This is a genomic window from Ciceribacter thiooxidans (genome assembly GCF_014126615.1).
GTDB classification, from domain to species: domain Bacteria; phylum Pseudomonadota; class Alphaproteobacteria; order Rhizobiales; family Rhizobiaceae; genus Allorhizobium; species Allorhizobium thiooxidans.
In genome coordinates this window covers 1,606,553-1,628,561 of record NZ_CP059896.1, presented here as the reverse complement: position 1 = coordinate 1,628,561, position 22,009 = coordinate 1,606,553, and the positions used below count along the sequence as shown (strand labels likewise).

At 64.2% G+C, this 22,009-nt stretch carries 18 protein-coding genes; 12 read left to right on the top strand and 6 right to left on the bottom strand.

All coding sequences use genetic code 11. The annotated features are described in order from the left end of the window. Positions 1-26: 26 nt before the first annotated feature. From ytfQ to H4I97_RS07670, 9 genes are all read left to right on the top strand, one after another. A complete protein-coding gene (gene ytfQ, locus H4I97_RS07710) occupies positions 27-989 on the top strand; it encodes a galactofuranose ABC transporter, galactofuranose-binding protein YtfQ (protein WP_182307314.1) in 963 nt (320 codons plus the stop codon). A 120-nt stretch (positions 990-1,109) separates the two neighbouring features. Continuing rightward, positions 1,110-2,633 carry a galactofuranose ABC transporter, ATP-binding protein YtfR gene (ytfR, locus tag H4I97_RS07705; protein WP_182307313.1) on the top strand — a complete coding sequence of 508 codons (1,524 nt, stop codon included), beginning with the start codon at positions 1,110-1,112 and terminating at the stop codon, positions 2,631-2,633. Then, positions 2,630-3,637, top strand: a complete 1,008-nt coding sequence (locus tag H4I97_RS07700) for an ABC transporter permease (protein ID WP_182307312.1) — start codon at positions 2,630-2,632, stop codon at positions 3,635-3,637. The genes ytfR and H4I97_RS07700 overlap by 4 nt, the downstream gene beginning before the upstream one ends. Before the next feature lie 6 nt (positions 3,638-3,643). After that, positions 3,644-4,606: a galactofuranose ABC transporter, permease protein YjfF gene (gene yjfF, locus H4I97_RS07695; protein ID WP_182307311.1), complete on the top strand. Its 963-nt coding sequence runs from the start codon at positions 3,644-3,646 to the stop codon at positions 4,604-4,606. Positions 4,607-4,639: 33 nt separating this feature from the next. Further along, complete coding sequence (locus H4I97_RS07690) at positions 4,640-5,383, top strand: FadR/GntR family transcriptional regulator (protein ID WP_182307576.1); 744 nt, start codon at positions 4,640-4,642, stop codon at positions 5,381-5,383. Between the two features lie 84 nt (positions 5,384-5,467). Further along, positions 5,468-6,829 (top strand): bifunctional UDP-N-acetylglucosamine diphosphorylase/glucosamine-1-phosphate N-acetyltransferase GlmU, encoded by a 1,362-nt coding sequence (gene glmU / locus H4I97_RS07685; RefSeq protein WP_182307310.1) that lies wholly within the window; start codon positions 5,468-5,470, stop codon positions 6,827-6,829. A gap of 110 nt (positions 6,830-6,939) precedes the next feature. Then, positions 6,940-8,766, top strand: a complete 1,827-nt coding sequence (glmS, locus tag H4I97_RS07680; protein ID WP_182307309.1) for a glutamine--fructose-6-phosphate transaminase (isomerizing) — start codon at positions 6,940-6,942, stop codon at positions 8,764-8,766. After that, positions 8,763-9,266, top strand: a complete 504-nt coding sequence (locus H4I97_RS07675) for a GNAT family N-acetyltransferase (RefSeq protein WP_182307308.1) — start codon at positions 8,763-8,765, stop codon at positions 9,264-9,266. The genes glmS and H4I97_RS07675 overlap by 4 nt, the downstream gene beginning before the upstream one ends. A 9-nt stretch (positions 9,267-9,275) precedes the next feature. Beyond that, on the top strand, positions 9,276-9,959 hold the full coding sequence (locus H4I97_RS07670; protein WP_244658738.1) for a DUF502 domain-containing protein: 684 nt from the start codon (positions 9,276-9,278) through the stop codon (positions 9,957-9,959). A 43-nt stretch (positions 9,960-10,002) separates the two neighbouring features. On the opposite strand, the gene recG is transcribed toward H4I97_RS07670, so the two are convergent. After that, complete coding sequence (gene recG, locus H4I97_RS07665; RefSeq protein WP_182307307.1) at positions 10,003-12,108, bottom strand: ATP-dependent DNA helicase RecG; 2,106 nt, start codon at positions 12,106-12,108, stop codon at positions 10,003-10,005. A 97-nt stretch (positions 12,109-12,205) separates the two neighbouring features. Here recG and H4I97_RS07660 point away from each other — a divergent pair, with 97 nt between their 5' ends. Together H4I97_RS07660 and mfd are read left to right on the top strand one after the other, a co-directional pair. Then, positions 12,206-12,523: a succinate dehydrogenase assembly factor 2 gene (locus H4I97_RS07660; RefSeq protein ID WP_129330869.1), complete on the top strand. Its 318-nt coding sequence runs from the start codon at positions 12,206-12,208 to the stop codon at positions 12,521-12,523. Next, positions 12,520-16,026 (top strand): transcription-repair coupling factor, encoded by a 3,507-nt coding sequence (gene mfd / locus H4I97_RS07655; RefSeq protein ID WP_182307306.1) that lies wholly within the window; start codon positions 12,520-12,522, stop codon positions 16,024-16,026. The genes H4I97_RS07660 and mfd overlap by 4 nt, the downstream gene beginning before the upstream one ends. Here mfd and H4I97_RS07650 read toward each other — a convergent pair. From H4I97_RS07650 to H4I97_RS07640, 3 genes are all read right to left on the bottom strand, one after another. Then, positions 16,017-16,967, bottom strand: a complete 951-nt coding sequence (locus H4I97_RS07650) for a DMT family transporter (RefSeq protein ID WP_182307305.1) — start codon at positions 16,965-16,967, stop codon at positions 16,017-16,019. The two genes, mfd and H4I97_RS07650, sit on opposite strands and share 10 nt — an antisense overlap. Before the next feature lie 58 nt (positions 16,968-17,025). Beyond that, on the bottom strand, positions 17,026-17,697 hold the full coding sequence (locus tag H4I97_RS07645) for a DsbA family oxidoreductase (RefSeq protein ID WP_182307304.1): 672 nt from the start codon (positions 17,695-17,697) through the stop codon (positions 17,026-17,028). A 133-nt stretch (positions 17,698-17,830) separates the two neighbouring features. After that, entirely contained in the window at positions 17,831-19,636 is a 1,806-nt protein-coding gene (locus H4I97_RS07640) for an extracellular solute-binding protein (RefSeq protein ID WP_182307303.1), read from the bottom strand. Between the two features lie 269 nt (positions 19,637-19,905). Here H4I97_RS07640 and H4I97_RS07635 point away from each other — a divergent pair, with 269 nt between their 5' ends. Then, positions 19,906-20,547 (top strand): invasion associated locus B family protein, encoded by a 642-nt coding sequence (locus H4I97_RS07635; RefSeq protein ID WP_182307302.1) that lies wholly within the window; start codon positions 19,906-19,908, stop codon positions 20,545-20,547. A gap of 79 nt (positions 20,548-20,626) precedes the next feature. Here H4I97_RS07635 and hspQ read toward each other — a convergent pair whose 3' ends face one another. Together hspQ and H4I97_RS07625 are read right to left on the bottom strand one after the other, a co-directional pair. Next, a complete protein-coding gene (gene hspQ, locus H4I97_RS07630; protein WP_182307301.1) occupies positions 20,627-20,956 on the bottom strand; it encodes a heat shock protein HspQ in 330 nt (109 codons plus the stop codon). A gap of 109 nt (positions 20,957-21,065) precedes the next feature. Further along, on the bottom strand, positions 21,066-21,986 hold the full coding sequence (locus H4I97_RS07625; protein ID WP_182307300.1) for a DMT family transporter: 921 nt from the start codon (positions 21,984-21,986) through the stop codon (positions 21,066-21,068). Between the last annotated feature and the right edge of the window lie 23 nt (positions 21,987-22,009).

Genomic DNA, 22,009 nt, shown 5'->3' with positions numbered 1-22,009 from the left:
GGAGAAGACTCAAACGGGAGGAAATCATGAAGTTGTTGAAAGCGCTCGCGGGCGCGACGGTTCTTGCTGGCTGCATGTTCGGTTCCGCTATGGCGGACGGCATGGTCGTCGGTTTCTCGCAGATCGGCTCGGAATCGGGCTGGCGCGCGGCCGAAACCACACTGACCAAGCAGCAGGCCGAGAAGCGCGGCGTTGACCTGAAATTCGCCGACGCGCAGCAGAAGCAGGAAAACCAGATCAAGGCGCTGCGCTCGTTCATCGCGCAGGGCGTGGATGCGATCCTCGTCGCGCCGGTCGTCGCGACCGGCTGGGATGAAGTTCTGGAAGAGGCCAAGGACGCCGAAATCCCGGTCATCCTGCTCGACCGCACGGTCGACGCGAGCAAGGATCTCTACATGACGGCGGTCACGTCGGACCTCGTGCACGAAGGCAAGGTTGCGGGCGACTGGCTGGTCAAGACGGTCGGCGACAAGCCCTGCAACATTGTCGAGCTTCAGGGCACCACCGGCTCCTCGCCGGCAATCGACCGCAAGAAGGGCTTCGAGGAAGCGATCACCGGTCACGACAATCTCAAGATCGTCCGCAGTCAGACGGGTGACTTCACCCGCACCAAGGGCAAGGAAGTCATGGAAAGCTTCCTGAAGGCGGAAGACGGCGGCAAGAACATCTGCGCCCTCTACGCCCATAACGACGACATGGCCGTCGGTGCGATCCAGGCGATCAAGGAAGCCGGTCTCAAGCCCGGAACCGATATCCTCGTCGTCTCGATCGACGCCGTTCCGGACATCTTCCTCGCCATGGCCGCCGGTGAAGCCAATGCTACCGTCGAGCTGACGCCGAACATGGCGGGCCCGGCTTTCGACGCCCTGGAAGCCTACAAGAAGGACGGCACCATGCCGCCGAAGTGGATCCAGACGGAATCGAAGCTCTATACCCAGGCTGACGATCCGAAGAAGGTCTACGAGGAGAAGAAGGGCCTCGGCTACTGATCTGCCCCGTCCGGGTGCCTCGTTCCGGTCTCCCTTGCCGAACCGGGCACCCGCAACCCGGCTTGCTGCCGCACGAAATGCGGCAGCAAGCGGCGATGCTTTCCTCGGGCTGGAGCTGGAATGACCGACGACCAATCCATGATTCTCGCGGCCTCCGGGCTGTGCAAGTATTTTCCGGGAGCGACGGCACTCGACCACGTCGATTTCGGCCTGAGACGCGGTGAAATCCACGCGCTCCTCGGCGAGAACGGCGCGGGGAAATCCACGCTCGTCAAATGCCTGACCGGCGCCTATCGCCGTGACGCCGGCCGCGTCGTGCTCGACGGCGAGGAGATCGATCCGCGCGACACCCACGCCGCCCAGAAACTCGGCATCGGCACCGTCTACCAGGAGGTGAACCTTCTGGGAAACCTTTCTGTCGCCGAAAACCTCTTTCTCGGCCGCCAGCCGCGCCGTTTAGGCGTCATCGATCCGAAGCGGATGAATGCGGCGGCGGAAAGCCTCCTTTCCACCTACGGCGTCGACATCGACGTGCGTGCCGAACTGTCCCGCTATCCGGTGGCGATCCAGCAGGTGGTGGCGATCGCGCGTGCGGTTGACCTCTCCGGCAAGGTGCTGATCCTCGACGAGCCGACGGCGAGCCTCGACACCCGCGAAGTCGAGATGCTCTTCTCGATCATGCGGGATCTGAAGGCACGGGGCCTCGGGATCATCTTCATCACCCATTTCCTCGGCCAGGTCTACGAGGTCGCCGACCGTGTGACCGTTCTGCGCAACGGCTGTCTCGTCGGCAGCCGGGAAACGGCGACGCTCGATCGGCACTTACTAATCTCGATGATGCTCGGTCGTGATCTGGAGGCCGTCGAGGCATCGCCCCACCGCAAGTCGGCCGAAGACCGGCCCGTATGTTTCAAGTTTTCCGGCTACGGCAGGCGAGGGCACATCCAGCCCTTCGATCTTTCGCTCCGGCAGGGCGAGGTGGTCGGCATGGCCGGGCTCCTGGGCTCCGGCCGCACGGAGACGGCAACCACACTCTTCGGGATCGCGCCCGCCGACAGCGGGTCGGCAGAGATCGACGGCAGGCCGGTCCGCATCGGCAACCCGCGCGACGCCGTCGCCCACGGCCTCGGCTTCTGCCCGGAAGACCGCAAGACCGATGGCATCATCGGCGATCTTTCCATCCGCGAAAACATCGCGCTCGCACTGCAGGCGCGCCGCGGCTGGTGGCGGCCGATCCGGCTTGCCGAACAGATCGAGATCGCCGACCGCTACATCGCCGCGCTCGACGTGCGCACCACCGATCGCGAAAAGCCGATCCGCCAGCTCTCCGGCGGCAACCAGCAGAAGGTGATCCTCGCCCGCTGGCTCGCCACCAATCCACGCTTCCTCATTCTTGACGAGCCGACCCGCGGTATCGATGTCGGCGCTCATGCGGAAATCATCCGGCTGATCGAGGAGCTCTGTGACGAAGGGATGTCGCTCCTGGTGATTTCCTCGGAACTCGAGGAACTGCTGGCCTACAGCTCACGCATCATCGTGGTGCGCGACCGCCGCCACGTGGCCGAGCTCGTCGGCGAGGAGATGACGACGGCGTCGATCGTCGATGCCATCGCCGCCCAGCATACGGAAGGAACAAAAGCATGAGTGCGGCACTCCGTTCTCTGGGGGCGCGGCTTGCGCCGCAGCTGATCGCGCTTTTCGTGATCCTCGCGCTGAATTTCATCGCCTTTCCGAGCTTCTTCGATATCGGCGTGCAGAATGGACGCCTCTACGGCAGCCTGATCGACGTCCTCAACCGCGGCGCGCCGGTTGCGTTGCTCGCCGTCGGCATGACCCTGGTCATCGCCACCAAGGGCATCGACCTCTCCGTCGGCGCGGTGATCGCCATCAGCGGAGCCGTGGCGGCGACCGCGGTGGCCAACGGCCAGCCGCTGGTCGTCGGGCTCGCGCTCGCCATCGCTGTGGGTCTTCTCTGCGGCGTCTGGAACGGCCTGCTCGTCGCAGTTCTCGACATCCAGCCGATTATCGCCACGCTGGTGCTGATGGTTGCCGGTCGCGGGATCGCGCAGTTGATTACCGAGGGGACGATCCTGACCTTCACCGACCAGTCCTTCGCCTTCATCGGCAGCGGCGCACTGTTCCTCGTGCCGGTGCCCGTCGTCATCTGGGTCGCCTTCGCGCTCGCCATCACGCTCCTTGTGCGGCGCAGTGCGCTCGGCATGCTGGTCGAGGCGGTGGGCATCAACCGCCGCGCCAGCACGATCGCCGGCGTGCGCACGCCCGTGCTGCTCGTGGTCGTCTACATGCTATGCAGTCTTGCCGCGGCCATCGCCGGCATCATCGTTGCGGCCGACATTCGCGGCGCAGACGCCAACAATGCCGGGCTGTGGCTCGAACTCGATGCTATCCTGGCGGTCGTCGTCGGCGGCAATTCGCTTCTCGGCGGACGCTTTTCCATTGCCGGATCGATCCTCGGGGCGATGATCATCCAGGCGATCAACACCGGCATCCTGCTTTCGGGTTTCCCGCCGGAATTCAACCTCATCATCAAGGCTGCGATCATCGTCATCATTCTGGTGGTGCAGTCGCCGGCCGTGCAGTCCTTCGCCGCCGTCTGGTTCGGACGAACGATGCGCGCCGGGGAGTAGTCGGACATGAACTCGAGATATCTGCCCGTCCTCGCGACCGTCGTCATCTTCGTCGTCGCCTATGCCGTCTGCGCCCTGCAGTTCCCGGCGATGCTGTCCTTGCGCGTCGTCAGCAACCTGATCACCGACAACGCCTTTCTCGGCATCGCCGCGGTCGGCATGACCTTCGTGATCCTCTCCGGTGGCATCGATCTCTCCGTCGGCGCGGTGATCGGCTTTGCGGGCGTCTTCCTGGCGGTCCTGCTCCGGGACACGGGCGTGCACCCGCTTGCCGCCTTCGCGCTGCTGCTCGTCATCACCACGCTCTTCGGTGCGCTGATGGGTGCGGTCATCCACTATCTCGAAATGCCGGCCTTCATCGTGACGCTCGCCGGCATGTTCCTCGCCCGCGGCATGGCCTTCCTGCTCTCCATCGACAGCGTGCCGGTCAACCACGAGTTCTATGCGCTGGTGCGCAAGAGCTTCTACAAGCTGCCGGGCGGCGGACGCCTGACGCTGATCGGCGGGGCGATGCTGCTCATCTTCCTGATCGGCGTCTTCATCGCCCATCGCACGCGCTTCGGCGCCAACGTCTATGCGCTCGGCGGCGGCGTGCAGACGGCCCGCCTCATGGGTGTGCCGGTCGGCCGGACGACAATCCTCACTTATGCCTTCTCGGGCCTGCTCGCCGGCGTCTCGGGAATCGTCTTTTCGCTCTATACGTCGGCGGGCTATCCGCTCTCGGCCGTCGGTGTCGAGCTCGACGCGATCGCCGCCGTCGTCATCGGCGGCACCCTGCTTACCGGCGGCACCGGGTTCGTCGCCGGCACCTTCGTCGGCATTCTCATCCAGGGGCTGATCCAGACCTACATCACCTTCGACGGTACACTTTCAAGTTGGTGGACTAAAATCCTAATAGGCTTTCTGTTGTTTGCGTTTATCCTGCTGCAAAAGGGAATTCTTGGCCTGTCGCGAAAGGACAGCAGCTAACCGGAACGAGGAGAATGTCGCTTGCCGAGTGAAATGCCTGATGCCATGGGGCTCGTCCGCCGAAAGCCGACGAGCCACCGGCAAGTTGTCGAGGAAATCGGCAAAGCCATCGTGTCTGGCGGTTTTCCGGTCGGTAGCGTCCTTCCCGGTGACCCCGAGCTGGTGAAGCGCTTCCATGTCTCCCGGACGGTGCTGCGTGAGGCCATGAAGACGCTTGCAGCCAAGGGTCTCGTGGTTCCCAAGGCGCGAATCGGCACAAGGGTCACCGACCGTCAATTCTGGAACATGTTCGACGGCGACATCCTGAGGTGGCATTTCGAGGCGGGCGTCAGCGAGGAATTCCTTCTCAATCTCTACGATATTCGCGAAGCCTTCGAGCCGGCCGCCGCCGCACTTGCGGCGGAGCGGGCGAGCCCGGAGCAGATCATCCTGCTGCGTCAGCTCGCCGAAGCTCTGGGCAATCCGGACCACACCACCGAGAGCCTCGCCTTCGCCGACCTGCGTTTCCATCTTGCGCTGGCAACGGCCTCCCGCAATCCGTTCATGCGCACCTTGGGAAGCCTGATCGAGGCCGCACTCTTCGGGGTTTTCCGGATGTCGTCCGGTTCTCCCGACGGGCACCGCGCAGCAGAAGTGCGTGCCTCGCACATGGCGATCGTAGATGCGATCGCCGCCCGCGATTGCGCAGCCGCGCGCCTCGCCATGGAGAAGGTGATTCAGGTTGGCCGCGACCGTGCCCGGGAGACCTTTTCCGACGAGGCTGCCGGCACTCCTTGATCTTCTTTCGATTTCGGCACTCTTGCGAGCTTTCTAGACTGCGTCTAGGGATGTTCGCCGAAGAATGCGTTTCCGGAGAACTACATGGCCCGCAGTTGTCTCGCCGTCATCCTCGCAGCAGGTGACAGCACCCGCATGAAGTCGTCGATGTCGAAGGTGCTTCACCCGGTCGCCGGGCGGCCGATGATCGCCCATGTGGCGGCTGCCGTCGCAAGGGCCGGGATTGACGACGTCGCGCTTGTGGTCGGACGTGATGCAGATGCCGTCGAAAAGGCGGCCGCGGTCAACGGTCTTCGGGTCTCTTCCTTCATTCAGAAGGAGCGTCTCGGAACCGGACACGCCGTGCTTGCCGCGCGCGCGGCGATTGCGCGCGGCTATGACGATATCCTGGTCGCCTATGGCGACGTGCCGCTGATCACCGACGGGCCGTTCGCGGCAGCGCGCGCCGCCGTCGCAGAAGGTCACGATGTCGCGGTCATCGGCTTCCATACCGACGAGCCGACGGGTTACGGGCGTCTTCTTGTCGAGGACGGCGAGCTCGTGGCGATTCGCGAAGAGAAGGATGCGACCGATGCCGAGCGCGCCGTCACCTGGTGCAACAGCGGGTTGATGGCGATAGACGGGCGCAAGGCGCTCGCGCTCCTGGAGCGCATCGGCAACGACAACGCCAAGCGGGAGTTTTACCTCACCGACATCGTCGAGATCGCCCGGACGCTCGGAGGCAGTGCCGTTGCCGTCGATGCCTCGGAAGAGGAGCTTTCCGGCTGCAACAACCGCGCCGAACTGGCGCATCTCGAACGTCTCTGGCAGGAGCGTCGTCGCCACGAAATCATGCTTTCGGGCGTCACGATGATCGCGCCGGAAACGGTCTTCCTGTCCTATGACACCGAGATTGGGCAGGATGCGGTGATCGAACCGAACGTTGTCTTCGGTCCCGGCGTCACCGTCGAGGGCGGTGCCGTCATCCACGCCTTCAGTCATGTCGAAGGCGCCCATGTCTCTGCCGGCGCTACCGTCGGTCCGTTCGCGCGGCTGCGGCCGGGCGCGCACCTCGCGGAAGGGGCGAAGGTCGGCAATTTCTGCGAGGTCAAGAAGGCGGAAATCGGTGCAGGCGCCAAGGTCAACCACCTGACCTATATCGGCGACGCCTTTATCGGCGCGGGAAGCAATATCGGCGCGGGCACCATTACTTGTAACTATGACGGCGTGAACAAGTTCGAGACCCGTATCGGGGCCGGTGCCTTCATCGGGTCGAACACGGCGCTCGTCGCGCCGGTTTCGGTCGGCGACGGGGCCTATGTCGCCTCCGGCAGTGTGATCACCGAGAACGTACCCGCCGACGCGCTCGCGCTCGGCCGTGCCCGCCAGGTGGTGAAGCCGGAGAGGGCAAAGCAGATCCGCGAGCGCAATCTCGCGATCAAGGCCGCGAAAAAGACGAAGGGCTGATCGCCGCGACTTGCGTAACGTGGCGAAACCGAAAGTGACCGGGACTCCGATTGCGGAAAACCGGAAAGTGGCTAGGACTGGCTTCGCGATGAAACCAGACGGAGAATTATATGTGTGGCATTGTCGGAATTGTCGGTAACAAGCCGGTCGCGGACCGCCTCGTCGACGCCCTGAAGCGACTGGAGTATCGCGGCTACGATTCGGCCGGCGTCGCGACGATCGACAATGGTGTGATGAATCGCCGCCGGGCCGAAGGCAAGCTTTTCAACCTCGAAAAGCGCCTTGCCGACGAGCCGCTCGCCGGCAATATCGGCATCGCACACACGCGCTGGGCGACCCACGGCATTCCGAACGAAACCAATGCCCATCCGCACTTCGTCGAAGGCGTTGCCGTCGTCCACAACGGCATCATCGAGAACTTCGCAGAGTTGCGTGACGAGCTGATGCGCGAGGGCGCGCATTTCACCACCCAGACCGATACGGAAATCGTCGCCCAGCTGATCGCGAAATACCGCCGCCAGGGCTATGACAACCGTGCGGCCATGCTCGCGATGCTGAACCACGTCACCGGCGCCTATGCTCTCGTCGTGATGTTCGAGAACGATCCGGACACCATCATGGCCGCCCGTTCCGGGCCGCCGCTTGCGATCGGCTTCGGCAAGGGCGAGATGTTCCTCGGCTCCGACGCGATCGCGCTGGCGCCGTTTACCAACGACATCGTCTACATGGTCGACGGCGACTGCGCGGTCATCCACCACGACGGCGCAGAGATCACCGATTTCTCCGGCAAGCCGGTCGAGCGCCCGCACCAGATTTCCCAGGCGAGCGCATTTCTCGTCGACAAGGGCAATCACCGCCACTTCATGGAGAAGGAAATCCACGAACAACCGGAGGTGATTTCCCACGCGCTGTCGAACTACATCGATTTCCACAGCCAGACGGTCCGTCTCGACGAGACCGCGATCGACTTCGGCAAGGTATCGCGCCTGGCTGTCTCCGCTTGCGGAACGGCCTATCTCTCCGGTCTCGTCGGCAAGTACTGGTTCGAGCGCTATGCGCGGCTGCCGGTCGAAATCGACGTCGCCTCCGAGTTCCGCTACCGCGAAATGCCGCTCTCGAAGGACGAGGCGGCGCTCTTCATCTCGCAGTCGGGCGAAACCGCCGACACGCTCGCTTCGCTCCGTTACTGCAAGGAGCAGGGGCTGAAGATCGGCGGCATCGTCAACGTCAAGGAATCGACGATCGCGCGCGAGTCCGACGGCGTTTATCCAATCCTCGCCGGTCCGGAAATCGGCGTCGCTTCGACCAAGGCCTTCACCTGCCAGCTCGCCGTTCTGGCCTCGCTCGCAATCGGCGCCGGACGTATGCGCGGCACGCTGACCGAGGCGGAAGAGAAGCAGATGGTGCGCAGCCTTTCAGAACTGCCGCGCATCATGAGCGGCGTTCTCAACGATATCCAGCCGCAGATGGAAAGCCTGGCCCGCGAACTCTCGAAGTTCCACCACGTGCTTTATCTCGGCCGTGGCACCAGCTATCCGATGGCGCTCGAAGGCGCGCTGAAGCTCAAGGAAATCTCCTACATCCATGCCGAGGGTTACGCCGCCGGCGAGCTGAAGCACGGACCGATCGCCCTCATCGACGAGAACATGCCGGTCATCGTGATCGCGCCGCACGACCGCTTCTTCGAGAAGACGGTCTCCAACATGCAGGAAGTCGCAGCCCGCGGCGGCCGGATCATCTTCATCACCGACGAGAAGGGTGCCGCCGCCTCGACGCTGCCGACTATGGCGACGATCGTCCTGCCGAATGTCGCCGAACTGATCGCGCCGATGGTCTTCGCCCTGCCGGTCCAGTTGCTCGCCTATCACACGGCGGTCTTCATGGGCACCGACGTCGACCAGCCGCGCAACCTCGCAAAGTCGGTGACCGTCGAGTGATCCTGCGACCCGAACGTCCGGGCGACGAGGCGGTAATCGGCGCCGTCACGGCGGCAGCCTTCGAAGGTCATCCGCACAGCGACGGCAGCGAGCCGCGCATCATCGAAAGACTGCGGGCGGCGGGAGTCATGACGCTCTCGCTCGTTGCCGAAAAGGAGGGCGAGGTGGTCGGCCATGTCGCCTTCTCGCCCGTCATCTTTTCGGGTGGCGAGGATGGCTGGTTCGGCCTCGGCCCGATCTCAGTACGTCCGGACCTTCAGGGGCAGGGGATCGGCGGCCAGCTGGTGCGCGAGGGACTCCGGCAGCTACGCGACGACGGCGCGAAGGGTTGCATCCTCGTGGGCGAGCCCGCCTACTACCAGCGTTTTGGCTTCAGCGACGAGCATAACCTCACGACACCGGGTGTCCCTCACGCGTATTTGCTTGCTTTGCCCTTGAACGGTGCGGTCCCGTCCGGCATTGTCGCCTTCCACCCCGGTTTCTTTGGCGATGCAGCATAGCGGCGACCGATGAATGATCTCCCGGAGAAGATGTCCCTTGCCGCGCGGCTGAGAAACAACTTTCTCGCCGGCCTGATCATCTGCGCGCCCGTGGCGATCACCATCTGGCTCACCTGGTCCTTCATCCGCTGGGCCGACAGCTGGGTGAAGCCCTATATCCCGAGCCGCATCGATCCCGAGAGCTACCTGAAATTTGCCATTCCGGGCTTCGGCCTCCTGATCGCTGTCGTGTCGATCACCCTGATCGGTTTTCTCGGCAAGAACCTGATCGGCCGTTCCGTCGTCGATTTCTCCGAGCGCGTCCTCCACCGGATGCCGCTGGTGCGCACCCTCTACAAGAGCCTCAAGCAGATCTTCGAATCGGTGCTCACGGACCAGTCCTCGTCCTTCAAGCGGGTCGGTCTCATCGAGTTCCCGAGCCCGGGCACGTGGTCGGTCGTTTTCATCGCGACCGACGTTCGCGGCGAGATCGCCGCGCGGCTCAACGAGGACGGCCGTGAAATGGTCGCCGTCTTCCTGCCGCCGACGCCTGTTCCGACCGCCGGCTTCCTGATGTTCGTCTCGCGCGACCGCATCAAACTCCTCGATATGACGCCGGAGGAAGCAGCGAAGCTCCTGATCTCCGGCGGCCTCGTCATGCCGGATTACAAGCCGCGCAGCATGGAGACCGTCTTTCCGGTCTGGGAGCCCTGAACCAACGAGAAATAGCCGGCCAAGGACCATTCGCCCGGTGATTTCAACCGGCTCTGAGGAAGCGGATCGCCTCGTCGCGACGGAAGAGATAGAGCAGGACGCGCAAGCTCCGCCCGCGCTCCGAGACGAGGTCGGGGTCCTTCTCCAGAATATAGCCGGCGTCCTTGTGGGCGGTCTCCAGAAGATCGCCGTGATGTTCGAGGCTTGCGAAGCGGAAACCGGGCGTGCCCGACTGCCGCGTGCCGAGGAGCTCGCCTTCGCCGCGCAGCTTCAGATCCTCCTCGGCGATCAGGAAACCGTCCTCACTTTCGCGCAGGACCGAGAGCCGGGCGTGGCCGGTTTCACCGAGGGGCGCCTTGTAGAGCAGAATACAGCTCGACGCCTCCGCGCCGCGGCCGACCCGGCCGCGCAACTGGTGAAGCTGGGCAAGCCCGAACCGCTCCGCATGCTCGATCACCATGATCGTCGCGTCCGGCACGTCGACGCCAACCTCGACCACCGTCGTCGCAACGAGAACACGGGTTTCGCCGTTCTTGAACGCCATCATTGCGGCGTCCTTCTCTGGCCCGCTCATGCGGCCATGGACGAGCCCGACGTTCGGCCCGAGCGCTTGTGACAGGATCGCGTGACGCTCCTCCGCCGACATCAGTTCCGTCACGTCCGATTCCTCGACGAGCGGGCAGATCCAGTAGGCCTTCTTGCCCTCGCGAACCGCACTTCTGAGCCTGTCGATGATCTCGTTCGTTCGCTCCGAAGGCACGGTCACCGTCTGGATCGGCTTGCGGCCCGCCGGCTTCTCCGTGAGCTTGGAAACGTCGAGGTCGCCGAAGGCGGCAAGGACAAGTGTGCGCGGAATGGGCGTGGCTGTCATGACCAGCATATGCGGCGATATTCCCTTTGCGGTCAGCCGCAGCCGCTGGTGCACGCCGAACCGGTGCTGCTCGTCGACGACCGCGAGCTGCAGGTTGCGATAGCTCACCGTATCCTGGAAAAGCGCGTGCGTGCCGATGACGATCTGCGCCTCGCCGCTCGCGATCTTTTCCAGGATCGCCTCGCGTTCGCGGCCCTTGGTGCGGCCGGTCAGGACGGTGACGGACATGCCGGCCGCCTCTGCAAGCCGAGAAATGGTGGCGTAGTGCTGCCGCGCCAGAATTTCCGTCGGCGCCATCAGCACGGTCTGGCCGCCGCTCTCGACCGCCGCCGCCATCGCAAGCAGCGCGACGAGCGTCTTGCCGGCACCGACATCCCCCTGCAGCAGTCGCAGCATCCGGGTCTGTCCCGCCATGTCCTTCAGGATGTCGGCGACCGCCTGCTGCTGGCCGGCCGTCAGTGAAAAGGGCAGGGCCGCGAGGATCTTGTGACTGATCGCCCCCGTCGCGTGGACGGGTGAGCCCGCCACCCGCCGCAGCCTCTGCCGGACCAGCGCCAGCGACACCTGGCCGGCGAGGAACTCGTCATAGGCAAGCCGCCGCCGCGCCGGTGCTTGCGGCTCGACGTCGGCGGTATCGCGCGGATTGTGGAGCCTGAGGATGCTCGCCCTGGGGCCATCGAATCCCTGCTTCTGAACGAGCGGCGGGTCGATCCATTCGGGAAGTTCGGGGAGGCGCTCCAGCGCGCCTTCGATCGCCTTGCGCAGCACTTTGGGAGAGAGCCCGGCTGTCAGCGGATAGACGGGTTCGACGTGCGGCAGGCTCTCCGCCTCGCTCGCCTTGACCACATAGTCCGGATGCACCATCGAGGGGCGGCCGTTGAACCAGTCGACCTTGCCGGACACCATCACCGTCTCGTCGACCGGAAACGTCTTTTCGAGCCACGGTCCCTTGGCATGGAAAAAGGTCAGCGCCAGTTCGCCGGTGTCGTCGTGCAGAAAGATGCGGTAGGGCACGCTCCTGTTGCCGCGCGGCGGCGGCTGGTGTCGGTCGACGCGGCCGGTGACGGTGACGATCGCACCCTGCGGGGCGAGCGCGATGCCCGGCTGGTAGCGCCGGTCGATCAGCCGGTGCGGCGCGAGCATCAGGAGGTCGATCACCCGGCAGTCGTCGGCCTCCTCGCGGCCGAGCAGCGTGGCGATGAGGCCGGCGAGCTTCGGCCCGACGCCGGGAAGCGAAGCGACGGGGGCAAAGAGAGGATCGAGCAGGGTGGGGCGCATGGTGGCTGTCAAAATGCGACGATAATTACGCCCTTGGCAAGGCTGACAATCCTGATCCCAGGGGCTATAGAGGCGCATCAACAGGAAGGATGCCGAAATGACAGGATTGACCCGCACCAGCGCCGATCTCGACCCGCGCCGCCGGCGCATCCTTTTCCGTTGCTGGCACCGCGGCATCCGCGAAATGGACCTCGTGCTCGGCCAGTTCGCCGAACAGGCGATCGCCGACCTCTCCGACGCCGACCTCGACGAACTCGAACGGATCATGGCCGAGGAAGACAACGATCTGGTGAAATGGATCACCGGAGCGGAAGCTGTCCCCGAGCGCCACCGAACACCGCTCTTCGAGCGCATCGCCGCCTGTCGTCCGGACTTTTCGCCGGTCACCATGGAACCCACCGGAAAGGCAGAATGATCTCCCTCTTCGACGCCAGGACGATCGCGCAGGCCGAAACTGCGCTGACACTTTCGAGCGTGCCGGACGGCATGGATGCCTTCCTGATCGCGGAGCTCGCGCGGCAGGGCCGCCCCGTCGCCTATGTGCCCTCCGACGGCCAGAAGATCGCCGACATCGAGCAGGTGCTGTCCTTCGCCGCGCCGGAAATCCCGGTTCTGACGCTGCCGGCCTGGGACTGCCTACCTTATGACCGCGTCTCCCCGAGTGCCGACGTCTCCGCACGACGCCTGACCGCGCTCGGCGGCCTGATCGCTCATCGCCGCAAGCCGCATCCGGGCGTCGTCCTCGTGACGGTCAACGCGATGCTGCAGCGGGTCGCCCCGGCCGACGTCATCGAGAGCCTCGCCTTCTCCGCCCGTCCGGGCAACCAGATCCGCATGGACGACGTCGCCTCGCGGCTGGAACGCAACGGCTTCGAGCGGGTCGCGACGGTTCGCGAGGTCGGCGAATTCGCTGTCCGCGGCGGCATTCTCGACGTTTTCGTACCCGGAGCCGAAGAGCCGGTTCGCCTCGATTTCTTCGGCGACACGCTGGAATCGATCCGCTACTTCGATCCGGCAAGCCAGCGCACGACGGGGCAGGCCCGCTCCCTCGACCTCAATCCGATGAGCGAGGTGACGCTGACGCCGGAAAGCATCGCCCGCTTCCGCAAGAACTATCTCTCGCTCTTCGGGGCCGCCACGCGCGACGACGCGCTCTATGCCGCCGTCTCGGAAGGACGCCGCTATGCGGGGCTCGAGCACTGGCTGCCGCTCTTCCACGATCATCTTGAGACGGTCTTCGACTATCTTGAGGGCTTCCTCGTCGTCACCGACCACACGGTTCGCGAGGCCGCCGAGGAGCGCGCAAAGCAGATCCGCGACTATTACGAAGCGCGTCACCACGCCGGCGAGACCGGCAAGGGCCACCTTTCGCAGGGCACCCCTTACAAGCCCGTGCCGCCCGAGCGCCTCTATCTCAGTGCCAAGCAGTTCGCCAACGCGCTCGACGCGGTAACGCCGATCCGCATTTCGCCCTTTGCAGAGCACGAAGGAGAAACGCGAAAAGTGGTGGAAATCGCCGCCCGCCCGAGCCCGCGCTGGGCGAAGACGGCCGTCGATGCCGCCGAGGGCAATCGCGTCAACGTCTTCGACCAAGCCGTCCGTTACATTGCCGACAAGCGCGCCTCGGGCGCCAAGGTGCTCGTCGCCGGCTGGTCCGAAGGCTCGCTCGACCGCCTCTGCCAGGTGCTTGCCGAGCACGGGCTCGAAAAGCTGGTTCCGGTCAAGTCGCTGAAGGATATCGATACGCTGAAGAAGGGCGAGGGCGGTGCCTCCGTCCTCAGCCTCGAAGGCGGGTTCGAAGCGGGCGATCTCGTCATCGTCGGCGAGCAGGACATTCTCGGTGACCGCATGGTCCGGCGCTCCAAGCGTCGCAAACGCGCCGCCGACTTCATTTCCGAGGTTGCCGGTCTGGACGAAGGGGCGATCGTTGTCCACGCCGAGCACGGCATCGGCCGCTTCGTCGGCCTACGCACGATCGAGGCGGCCGGCGCCCCGCATGCCTGCCTCGAACTGCTCTACGCCGACGACGCGAAGCTCTTCCTGCCGGTCGAGAACATCGACCTTCTGTCGCGCTACGGCTCGGAGGGGAGCGACGCCCAGCTCGACCGCCTCGGTGGCGGCGCCTGGCAGATGCGCAAGGCGAAGCTCAAGCGCCGGCTCCTCGACATGGCCGACGGCCTGATCCGCATCGCCGCCGAGCGACTGACGCGGTCGGCGCCGGTGCTGACCACGCAGGAAGGTCTCTACGACGAATTTGCCGCCCGCTTCCCTTACGACGAGACCGAGGACCAGATGAACGCCATCGACGCGGTGCGCGGCGATCTCGGCGCCGGCCGTCCAATGGACCGTCTCGTCTGTGGCGACGTCGGCTTCGGCAAGACTGAGGTGGCGCTCCGGGCCGCCTTCACCGCCGCGATGAACGGTATCCAGGTCGCCGTCGTTGTGCCGACCACGCTTCTCGCCCGCCAGCATTTTAAGACCTTTTCCGAGCGCTTCCGGGGTCTGCCGATCCGTGTGCAGCAGGCTTCGCGGCTGGTCGGCACCAAGGAACTCAATCTCGTCAAGAAGGAGGTTGCGGAAGGCAAGACCGACATCGTCGTCGGTACCCATGCGCTTCTCGGCTCCGGCATCAAGTTCGCCAATCTCGGCCTCCTCATCATCGACGAGGAGCAGCACTTCGGCGTCAAGCATAAGGAACGGCTGAAGGAGCTGAAGTCGGACGTCCACGTCCTGACGCTGTCGGCGACGCCGATCCCGCGCACGCTGCAGCTTGCGATGACGGGTGTTCGCGAGCTTTCGCTCATCACCACGCCGCCGGTCGACCGTATGGCGGTCCGGACCTTCATCTCGCCTTTCGATCCGCTGGTGATCCGCGAGACGCTGATGCGCGAGCATTACCGCGGCGGCCAGAGCTTCTATGTCTGCCCGCGGCTTTCCGACCTCGCCGACGTGCAGGCCTTCCTGCAGTCGGACGTGCCGGAGCTGAAAGTCGCCGTCGCCCACGGCCAGATGGCCGCCGGCGAACTCGAAGACATCATGAACGCCTTCTATGACGGCCGCTACGACGTGCTGCTCTCGACCACCATCGTCGAATCGGGCCTCGACGTGCCGACCGCCAACACGCTGGTCGTTCACCGCGCCGACATGTTCGGCCTCGCACAGCTCTATCAGCTGCGCGGCCGCGTCGGGCGTTCGAAGGTGCGCGCCTTCGCGCTCTTGACCCTGCCGGTCAACAAGGTGCTGACCTCGTCTGCCGAGCGTCGCCTGAAGGTCCTGCAATCGCTCGACACGCTCGGCGCCGGCTTCCAGCTTGCGAGCCACGACCTCGACATCCGCGGCGCCGGCAACCTGCTCGGCGAAGAGCAGTCCGGCCACATCAAGGAAGTCGGCTTCGAGCTCTACCAGCACATGCTGGAAGAGGCGGTCGCCGAAGTGAAGGGCGTCGACGTCGTCGAGGATACCGGCTGGTCGCCGCAGATTTCCGTCGGCACCTCCGTAATGATCCCTGACGACTACGTGCCTGACCTGCACCTGCGTCTCGGCCTCTATCGCCGCCTCGGCGAGCTGACAGAACTCGGAGAGATCGATGCCTTCGGCGCGGAGATGATCGACCGCTTCGGCCCGATGCCGGCGGAAGTCCAGAGCCTGCTGAAAGTCGTCTACATCAAGGCGCTCTGCCGCAAGGCGAACGTCGAGAAGCTCGAGGCGGGCCCGAAGGGCGTGGTCGTCCAGTTCCGCAACAAGGAATTCCCGAATCCGGCAGCACTCGTCGGCTACATCGCCAGACAGGGCACGATGGCGAAGATCCGCCCCGACCAGAGCGTCTTCTTGACCCGCGACCTGCCGACGCCCGAAAAGCGGCTTGCCGGCGCGGCGATGGTCATGACCCAGATGGCCGAACTGGCGCGTCAGCCCTGACGATCGAGATCGGCCGGAGCTTCAGGTTCCGCCGAAAGGGCAGCCTGCGGCGCCGCGGCGAGCGAGGGTGGTAGCGGTACGCCGCGCTGGCGCTCGCGGATGACGGTGAGCAGGCCCGAGCCGACGATGAGCACGATGCCGGCGAGCATCGGCACGTCCAGGCGGTCGCCGAAGAGCACGTAGCCGAAGAGCACCGCCCAGATCATCTGGCTATACTGGATCGGCCCGACCACCGCCGCCGAGGCGTAGAAGGAGGCGATCATCAGCAGCACGTTGCCGACCGTCGCGAGGATGCCGAAGGACGCCAGAAGCGAAAAGTCATGGGTCGTCGGCCAGACGAATCCCGGTGCCATCAGTGTCCCGGAAATCAAAAGGCTGCCAAGGAATCCCGCGCCATAGAGCGAGACGCTCTTCTCCGCCGGGCCGACCGCCCGGTAGATGACGATGGAAACGGCGCCGGTGAAGCCGGAGACGAGCGCCGTCAGGTGCCCGAACGACAGTTCACGGAAACCCGGTCGCAAGACGATCAGCACGCCGACGAAGCCGATGACCACGGCCGACCAGCGCCGCGGCCCCACCTTTTCCTTGAGGAAGATGACCGACAGGATCGTGGCGAAGGACGGCAGCAGGAAGATCAGGCTGAAGGCCTCGGCCATGCTGAGTTCGGTGAAGGCGACGATGCTGCCGACGGTCCCGATCGCCGAGCAGACGAACCGCAGCAGCCAGAGCGGCCTGTTGGTCGTGCGCACGAGGTCCGTCCAGCTGTCACCTCGCTTGAGCAGGAAGGGCACGGCGAGAAGACCGAAACAGGAGCCGAAGAAGGCCGCTTCGAGCGGCGGCACACGGCCGTCGACGAGTTTCACCGAAGCGTCGCTGATGGCATAGGCGACAAAGCAGACGAAGGCGATCAGGACGCCTTTGAGGGTGGTGTCTTGGGACAAGGGGGATCTTCCGGGGAGAGACGCAATGTCCTCTGGATAGGTCCCTTGCCGACCGCCGTCAATTCAGTTTTCGCTGATCCTCGGCTTTCAGGCGGGCAATGTCCCGGAGCGCGTTGACAAGCACCTCCGGTGTTTGCGCGCCGCTCACGGCATATTTCTGGTCGAAGATGAAGAAGGGCACGCCGTTCACGCCCATCTGCTGCGCCGCATCGATCTCGGAAAGCACGTGCGCCTTGTCGGCATCGCCTTCGAGCAGTGTCGCGATCACCGCACGGTCGAGCCCCGCGGTCTTGGCAATGTCGAGCAGGACTGCGTGATCGCCGACATTGCGGCCTTCCTCGAAATTCGCCTTGAACAGTGCCGAGACGACCCGTTGCTGCGCCTCGCGGTCTTCGGTGCCGGCCCAATGGATCAGCCGGTGTGCGTCGAGCGTGTTCGGGCCGATCCTGATGGCGCCGAAGTCGAAGACGATTCCGACGTCCCGCCCGAGTGCCTCAAGTTGTTCATGGGCCCGGTCCATGTTCTCCTTGCCGCCGAGCTTGCGGGCAAGCTCCACCTGCTGGTCGACGCCTTCCGGCGGATAGTCGGGGTTGAGACGGTACGGGCGCCAGTTCACATCGACGGATATCTCGTCCTGCACCTCGGCGATCGCGAGGTCGAGACGCGCCTTTCCGAGAAAGCACCAGGGACAGACGACGTCCGAGACGATGTCGATGGTGATGCGCTGCATGGGGCGTCCTTTCGGTGATCTCGGGCGGCGGAAAACATCTGTCCCGCCACTTAGGGCCAAGGGCCGCGCGCTTCAAGGCGTTACCTTTCGGGAACCACGCGGAAAAGCGGCCGGACGACCTCGTGGGACACCGTCACTGCGCCCGCGCGTCCCACCATGTCGGCAGCTGGTAGCCGTAGAGCGGAACCTGCTCGGGCCGGGCAATGCGCTTCCAGTGCGCCACCCACTGTTCCCCGAGATGGTAAAGCGGCACGACATAGTGGCCTGCCACCAGCAGCCGGTCATAGGCGCGCACGGCGGCTTGGAAATCCTCCTGGGTGCGCGCATTCATCAGCGCATCGATCATCCGGTCGATGTCCGGATCGGCCACACCCGCATAGTTGAAGCTGCCCTGCGCGTCCTTTGAAGCCGCTCCCCAGCGGTTGACCTGTTCCGCCCCCGGAGAGAGCGACGAGGTATAGGCCTTGATGATCATGTCGTAGTCGAAGCTGTTCGAGCGGGCCTGGTACTGCGCATCGTCGACGGTGCGGATCGCCATGTCGACGCCGATCATCTTCAGCGCCCGCTGGAAGGCGACCGCCATTTTCTCCTGGCCGGGGTTCTGGGTCATCACTTCGAAGGCGAGCGGCTTGCCCGAGGCATCGACCATCTTGCCACCCTTGATCGTATAGCCGGCCTCCTTCAGCAGGCCGACCGCCTCGCGCAGCACCTTGCGATCACTGCCTGAGGCGTCCGTCACCGGCATGGTGTAGGTGCCGGCGAGGATTTCCGGACCGATCTTGTCCTTTGCCGGCCCGAGCAGCGCAAGCTCGCGCTCGTCGGCGGCGTTGCCGTACGCGCCGAGCTTGGAATTCTGCCAGAAGCTCTGGGTGCGCTGGAACGCGTTGTCGTAGAGCGTCTTGTTCATCCACTCGAAATCGAAGGCGAGCGAAAGTGCCTCGCGCACCCGCACGTCGGCGAAGATCGGCCGGCGGGTATTGAAGACGAAGCCGAGCATGCCGGAGGGCAGGCCGGGCTTGAACACTTCCTTCACGACATCGCCCTTCTGTACGGCGGGGAAATCGTAGGCCCGGTCCCAGTGATTCGCGTCGCCGTCGGGATAGACGTCGACATCACCCTTCTTGAACGCTTCGAAAAGCGTTGAATCCTGCAGGAAGTAGGTGACGGAGATTTCGTCGTAGTTGTCGAAGCCGACCTTGGAGGGAATGTCCTTGCCCCAGTAGTCAGGATCCCGTTGCCAGACGATCTTTTCTCCGGGCTGGATCGACTTGATCTTGTAGGGGCCGGAGGCGACCGGGACCGCAAGCGAGCTCTGTTCGAACGTCGCCGGATCGACCGCATGCTTCGGCAGGATCGGCATCGACAGCGCCAGGATGAGCGGCGTCTCGCGATTGGCTTTCTCATTGAAGGTGAAACGCACGCTGCGTTCGCCCACCTGTTCCATTTTGGCGACGGCGTCAAGACGCTTGTTGTAGGGCGGGCGCCCCTTCTCGGAGAGCAGGTTGAAGGAGAAGATGACGTCTTCCGCGGTCACCGGCTTGCCGTCGTGCCAATGCGCTTTGGGATTGAGATTGAACTGGATGAAGCTGCGCTCGTCGTCCCATTCCACGCTTTCGGCAAGCAGGCCGTAGAGCGAGAACGGCTCGTCGCTCGAGCGCTGCATCAACGCCTCGTAGAAGAGATTGCCGTATTCCGGGTCCCACACGCCGCGTGCGGTCGTGCGCATGCCCTTGATGACGAAGGGGTTAAGGCTGTCGAAGGTCCCGACGACGCCGTAGGAAATCTTGCCGCCCTTCTTCACTTGTGGATTGACGTAGGGAAAGTGCGCATAATCCGCCGGCAGCGCCACCTGGCCATGCATCGCGATGCCGTGGACGGGCTCGGCCTGAGCCAGTCCGGAAAAGCCAAGGAAGAGGAGGGGAAGAAGAAGGCGGCGCACGTCGATTCCTTTCGGCTGATGTCGGATTCGCTGGCGGAGGCTAGCACGAAGACCATAAAACCAACACATGGAGCGGCCAATTTCGCCCGGCGGCGCAAGGAAGGCCCAAAGAAGGGCTGGATATTCGCCGTTGCCCGATGTAACAGGTGTGACCGGGTAGCCAAGGTCATGTATTTGCCTCATTTGAACGACAGGTGACTGGCAGCACGACCGAGCGGTGCCGTACTATGAGTGCGGTTCGGGATTGGTTTTCAGGAGACGGAATTCGTATGATGCTTAAAGCAAACAAAGCCACGCGGGCTGTTCTTTCCGCGCTTGTCCTCACCATCGGCACGGCCGCCGTTCCTGCGGTTTCGGCTGCACAGGATGCAGGCGCCGCCCCGAATGCCGCTCCGCCGAAGTGGTTCAAGACCTGCCAGAAGCAGGAGGACAACGACGTCTGCGTGGTACAGAATCAGCAGCTCGCCCAGAACGGTCAGCTCCTGACGGCCGTCGGCCTCATCAGCGTCGAAGGCAAGATCAACCGCAAGATCCTGCAGGTCACCGTTCCGACCGCCCGCCTCATCCCGCCGGGCATCATGATGCAGATCGACGGCGGCAAGGGCCAGAAGCTCGATTACGCCGTTTGCCTGCCCGACCGCTGCACGGCCGAAATGCCGCTGACCGACGCCGTCATCGCGAGCCTGAAGAAGGGCAACGAGGTGGTCTTCACGTCGATCAACTTCCGCCGCGCGCCGAACCCGATCAAGATCTCGCTCGAGGGCTTCACGGGTGCCTATGACGGCGAGGCGATGTCGCAGTCGCAGGCCGAGGAGCGCCAGCGCCTCCTGCAGGAAGTCATGCAGAAGAAGACCGACGAGAGCCGCAAAGCACTCGAGGCCGCCCAGGACAAGGCGAAGACCGGCAACTGATTGCCGAGCGAGAATCAAAGGAAAAGGCCCGGTCTCCCGGGCCTTTTTTCGTTCGTATCGCCGTGCGGCCGGCAGTCGTCTAGTGGGCGAAGTTAACCCGCGGCTTGTACTGGCCGGCCTGTTCCATCACGAAGATCTGGTTCACTTGCGGATTGCGCAGCGGAATGTCGCTGTCGTCGTGCTCCAGGTTCTGCTCCGAAACATAGGCGACGTATTCCGTCTCCTCGTTTTCCGCGAGCAGGTGATAGAAGGGCTGGTCCCTGTTCGGCCGGACCTCCGCCGGTATCGAGTTCCACCATTCTTCCGAATTCGCAAACTCCGGATCCACATCAAAAACGACGCCCCGGAACGGAAAGAACTTGTGGCGGACGACTTCCCCGATGCCAAATTTTGCGCTGCTTTGTTTCATGGCGTGAACATCCTTTCCCCCAAGAAATTGGGGTCGAGGACGTCGATAATCAAGAGTTTAGAGTGAAAACCGTTCAACGTGCGACAAAAGCATGTCGCGAAACGTGCAGTCAGGATCGCCGCCTGACCGGTGCCGTCGCAAGCATCAGTCCGCCCGTCACCAGCACGATGCCAACGGCGTGATAGGTTTCGAAGCGCTCCCCGAGCAGGACGACCGCCATGATGATCGAGGTCGGCGGCATCAGGTAGAGCGTCACGCCGGCCATCGCCGGCCCGAAGACGCGGACGGCGTGCTGGAAGCAGTAGAAGGCGGCGAGCGAGGCGAAGGCGATGATCCCGGCAAGCGTCGTCCAGTCGCTTGCGCTGTCAGGCAGGAGCCCACCCGTCGTCGCTTCGTAAAGAGCGGGCGGCAGGAGCACGATGGCGCCGGAAAAAGCCAGCAGGCCGAAGAGCGGCAGAGGCGGCATCGCCGCGACGCCCGGATGCCGTAACAACAGCGAATAAAGCGCGAAGGCGATCGCCGCGACCAGAATGCCGAGGTCGCCTATGTTGAAGGTGAAGTTCGTCGCCGCCGCCCAGTCCCCCTTGAGCACGATGACCGCGACGCCGGAAAAAGCGATCGCCATGCCGAGCAGTTCGCCCGGACGGATGCGGCGTCCCTGTAGCAGCCATTGCAGCACGATGATGAAGAGCGACGAGGTGGTGTAGATCAGCGTCGCGTTCGAGGCGGTCGTCAGCGTCAGCGCCCAATAGACGAAGCCGCCGCAGATGCCCATGCCGAGAAAGCCGAGTACCAGCCAGATGGCCGTGTGGCTCCGCACGAAGGCAAGGCAGGCTCGCCGCTCGGCATAGACGAAGGGAAAGATGATGATGGCCGATCCCATCCAGCGCAGGAAGGCTGTGGTGAAGGGAGCGATCTCGCCGGCGATGCCGCGGCCGAAGATGAGGTTGCTGGAGAAAAAGACCGGCGCAAGGAAATAGAGAAGCCAGTCGAGCGCCCGCGGTTGCGCGGCCTTGCTGCGGTCGGTCATCGGAACTCCGGAGAAAAACGAAA

What these genes read in the sequence shown, in the direction of transcription:
- ytfQ (WP_182307314.1), top strand. Translation starts at nt 27, where the DNA reads ATGAAGTTGTTGAAAGCGCTCGCGGGCGCGACGGTTCTTGCTGGCTGC.
- ytfR (WP_182307313.1), top strand. Translation starts at nt 1,110, where the DNA reads ATGACCGACGACCAATCCATGATTCTCGCGGCCTCCGGGCTGTGCAAG.
- H4I97_RS07700 (WP_182307312.1), top strand. Translation starts at nt 2,630, where the DNA reads ATGAGTGCGGCACTCCGTTCTCTGGGGGCGCGGCTTGCGCCGCAGCTG.
- yjfF (WP_182307311.1), top strand. Translation starts at nt 3,644, where the DNA reads ATGAACTCGAGATATCTGCCCGTCCTCGCGACCGTCGTCATCTTCGTC.
- H4I97_RS07690 (WP_182307576.1), top strand. Translation starts at nt 4,640, where the DNA reads ATGCCTGATGCCATGGGGCTCGTCCGCCGAAAGCCGACGAGCCACCGG.
- glmU (WP_182307310.1), top strand. Translation starts at nt 5,468, where the DNA reads ATGGCCCGCAGTTGTCTCGCCGTCATCCTCGCAGCAGGTGACAGCACC.
- glmS (WP_182307309.1), top strand. Translation starts at nt 6,940, where the DNA reads ATGTGTGGCATTGTCGGAATTGTCGGTAACAAGCCGGTCGCGGACCGC.
- H4I97_RS07670 (WP_244658738.1), top strand. Translation starts at nt 9,276, where the DNA reads ATGAATGATCTCCCGGAGAAGATGTCCCTTGCCGCGCGGCTGAGAAAC.
- recG (WP_182307307.1), bottom strand. Translation starts at nt 12,108, where the DNA reads ATGCGCCCCACCCTGCTCGATCCTCTCTTTGCCCCCGTCGCTTCGCTT.
- H4I97_RS07660 (WP_129330869.1), top strand. Translation starts at nt 12,206, where the DNA reads ATGACAGGATTGACCCGCACCAGCGCCGATCTCGACCCGCGCCGCCGG.
- mfd (WP_182307306.1), top strand. Translation starts at nt 12,520, where the DNA reads ATGATCTCCCTCTTCGACGCCAGGACGATCGCGCAGGCCGAAACTGCG.
- H4I97_RS07645 (WP_182307304.1), bottom strand. Translation starts at nt 17,697, where the DNA reads ATGCAGCGCATCACCATCGACATCGTCTCGGACGTCGTCTGTCCCTGG.
- H4I97_RS07635 (WP_182307302.1), top strand. Translation starts at nt 19,906, where the DNA reads ATGATGCTTAAAGCAAACAAAGCCACGCGGGCTGTTCTTTCCGCGCTT.
- hspQ (WP_182307301.1), bottom strand. Translation starts at nt 20,956, where the DNA reads ATGAAACAAAGCAGCGCAAAATTTGGCATCGGGGAAGTCGTCCGCCAC.
- H4I97_RS07625 (WP_182307300.1), bottom strand. Translation starts at nt 21,986, where the DNA reads ATGACCGACCGCAGCAAGGCCGCGCAACCGCGGGCGCTCGACTGGCTT.